Annotated in this window: 3 protein-coding genes; 1 reads left to right on the forward strand and 2 read right to left on the reverse strand. The window is 33.4% G+C overall.

The window, feature by feature from the left end; translation table 11 throughout:
- Positions 1 to 334 precede the first annotated feature (334 nt).
- Both MUW73_RS00375 and MUW73_RS00380 read right to left on the reverse strand, forming a co-directional pair.
- Positions 335 to 790: an NUDIX domain-containing protein gene (locus MUW73_RS00375; protein ID WP_243575135.1), complete on the reverse strand. Its 456-nt coding sequence runs from the start codon at positions 788 to 790 to the stop codon at positions 335 to 337.
- Positions 791 to 827: 37 nt separating this feature from the next.
- Entirely contained in the window at positions 828 to 1,109 is a 282-nt protein-coding gene (locus tag MUW73_RS00380) for an ankyrin repeat domain-containing protein (RefSeq protein ID WP_243017909.1), read from the reverse strand.
- Between the two features lie 631 nt (positions 1,110 to 1,740).
- On the opposite strand from MUW73_RS00380, the gene MUW73_RS00385 reads away from it, so the two are divergent.
- Positions 1,741 to 2,351: Rpn family recombination-promoting nuclease/putative transposase (locus MUW73_RS00385; RefSeq protein WP_243575136.1), on the forward strand; the 611-nt coding region annotated here is incomplete at its 3' end.

A 2,351-nucleotide genomic window follows, 5' to 3' on the forward strand; every position in this document is an offset into this window, starting at 1 on the left:
AAGCGCGGATGAAAAAAGTGCGATCAGAAAGCTTAGTTTACAGATGACAGAGAAAAACAGCTGCAATGGATGTTGCAGAGTGGATTCTGTTTTTCCAGCTGTAAGGGGCGCTTTCCGAAACTTTTTACCAGGGCTTGATTTTTTGCTTACTTTTTTATCAAGAAAAAAGTAAGATAAAAAAAGCGTTATAATCAAATAAAAATAATTAATAATTCCTTAAGTTGACGCAATTGTCTGTTCTCAATTTTGGTAAAAAAGCTTTTTATACCACTTCTTTATCAAGAAAAAAGTAAAAAGACAATGCCTTACGGCTTATATACCAATGTGGCGATCCTTAAGTGGATGCCATTGCCTGAACAGCTACTCCTTTATATATGTTTTCAATATTAGTTTTCAGCCATTTACCTTCTTTTAGAAAACCAGGTGCAACATTATCCATATGCTTTAACTCTTCAAGCGAAAAAAACTTAACGTATTGAACGTTTCCACCTTCATCTGACCAATCTTTAGGGATACGATTAGATTTGATTTGAGTTGTAAAATAGATTTCTACTTTGTGTAATTCATTTTTAATATCAAAAAAATCGTAAACGTAGATTACATCATTTACCTGAATACTGATTCCTGTTTCTTCCTTGACTTCTCTAATAGCACATTCAGGTAATGTTTCATTTGCTTCAATACCACCCCCTGGTGTATACCAAAAATGGCCATCATTGCTTACTAAAAGGAGTTTATCTGCCTGTACAATTAATGCCCTAACAGTCAATCGTAATGTATAATTTTTCATAATGTAAACACCTATTGTTACTTTTGTATAGCATTTTCTATAACAGTAACGCATGATAAATGATTCTTTTCCTTAGCAATATGAAGGGCAGTTTTGCCATCATTATTTTTTTATTGACCAAAATACCTGGAGCGCTTAGTAATTCTTTGACCACTTCTATATGACCTATATATGCTGCCAAATGAAGCGGGGTCAAACCATCTTTACTTTGTGCATTCATCTGAATCCCATTAGTGGCTAGTAATGCTTTTACCACTTCTACATGACCTTCTCGTACTGCAATATAAATAGGGGGTAAGACCATCTTTATCTTTCGCATTTGCGTCAACACATGGTTTTTTTAATAAAGCTTCTACATCACCATTTTGAGCTGCTATATGTAAGGTGATAGCATATTCTGTTGTTGATGAATATGATTCCGCACAGCTATCTACTGGAAGTAAACAAAATAGAAGGAGGCTATATAATATCACTGCTATGGTAGAAGAGCTGATATATCTGATCTGTTTTTTATAAATCTATAAATATGGTTAGAATTTGGGTAAAAAATTGAATATACATAATAATGTGCCATATAACGTGACTATACCTACAAAGGGTTGTAAATAGTAATCATGGATTTAACTAGGCCGGTTAGTTGTATTTAGCATCCAGGTTTATTATTTAAATAATGAAAGCGTTACTGGAATGTCTTTCTATAACTAATTCTTTATATGGAAAAGATTTATGGACGAACTGTTCGAGTAATTACAACCATCCTTGGAATTGAAGCTATTATCTTAGTAATGGCACAATTTAAGGAGTCCTATTTATACAGATATGTTCATCCAAATAGGAAATTAAGGGAAAATGGCAAGAAGGTACTAGGTAGTACAACATAAATAGCTATTTTTAAAATACTTGAAAGGAACAGAAGAAAAAGCAGCTTTCTTAACTACAGTATCGATCACATGACTAAGAAAAAAGAGAAGGAAAAAGAGAAGAAAAAAGAGAAGCAGGATACAGTTCATCACCCACATGACAAATTTTTTAAGCAAACGTTTGGAACAAAAGGCGTAATATTATCGTTCTTAGAGGCCAATTTACCAAAAGAAATTTTCAGGCAAATAGATCAAGATAGTTTTATATTGACCAATAAAGATTTTGTTAGCTCTACAGGAAAAATTAGAAATAGTGATTGTATTTTTAAAGCACTTATCAAGGGAACGCAGAACTATATATATCTACATCTAGAGCATCAGGCAGAGGAAGATTCCTTGATGTTATTACGCTTTTTAGAATACAATACCTTGCTCATGCGTCAACATATAAATGAACATGACACCACATCTTTACCAGCTATCATCAATAGCTGTTTGTACAATGGAAATAAGCCGTATAAAGCTCCTACTAATCTTCATGATTTATTTCCTAACCTAAAGCAGGTAGAAAGCTATATGTTTGCAGGTTTTCAATTAGTAGACTTACACACCACAGCAAACGAAGAACTACTCAATTGGAAACAAGCAGCAGGAGCTGCCATCATACTCAAACAAGGCATACATAGAGACTTTTGTGAGTG

Source organism: Candidatus Cardinium sp. cByotN1 (genome assembly GCF_022810525.1).
Taxonomy (GTDB): domain Bacteria; phylum Bacteroidota; class Bacteroidia; order Cytophagales; family Amoebophilaceae; genus Cardinium.

What these genes read in the sequence shown, in the direction of transcription:
- MUW73_RS00375 (WP_243575135.1), bottom strand. Translation starts at nt 790, where the DNA reads ATGAAAAATTATACATTACGATTGACTGTTAGGGCATTAATTGTACAG.
- MUW73_RS00380 (WP_243017909.1), bottom strand. Translation starts at nt 1,109, where the DNA reads ATGCGAAAGATAAAGATGGTCTTACCCCCTATTTATATTGCAGTACGA.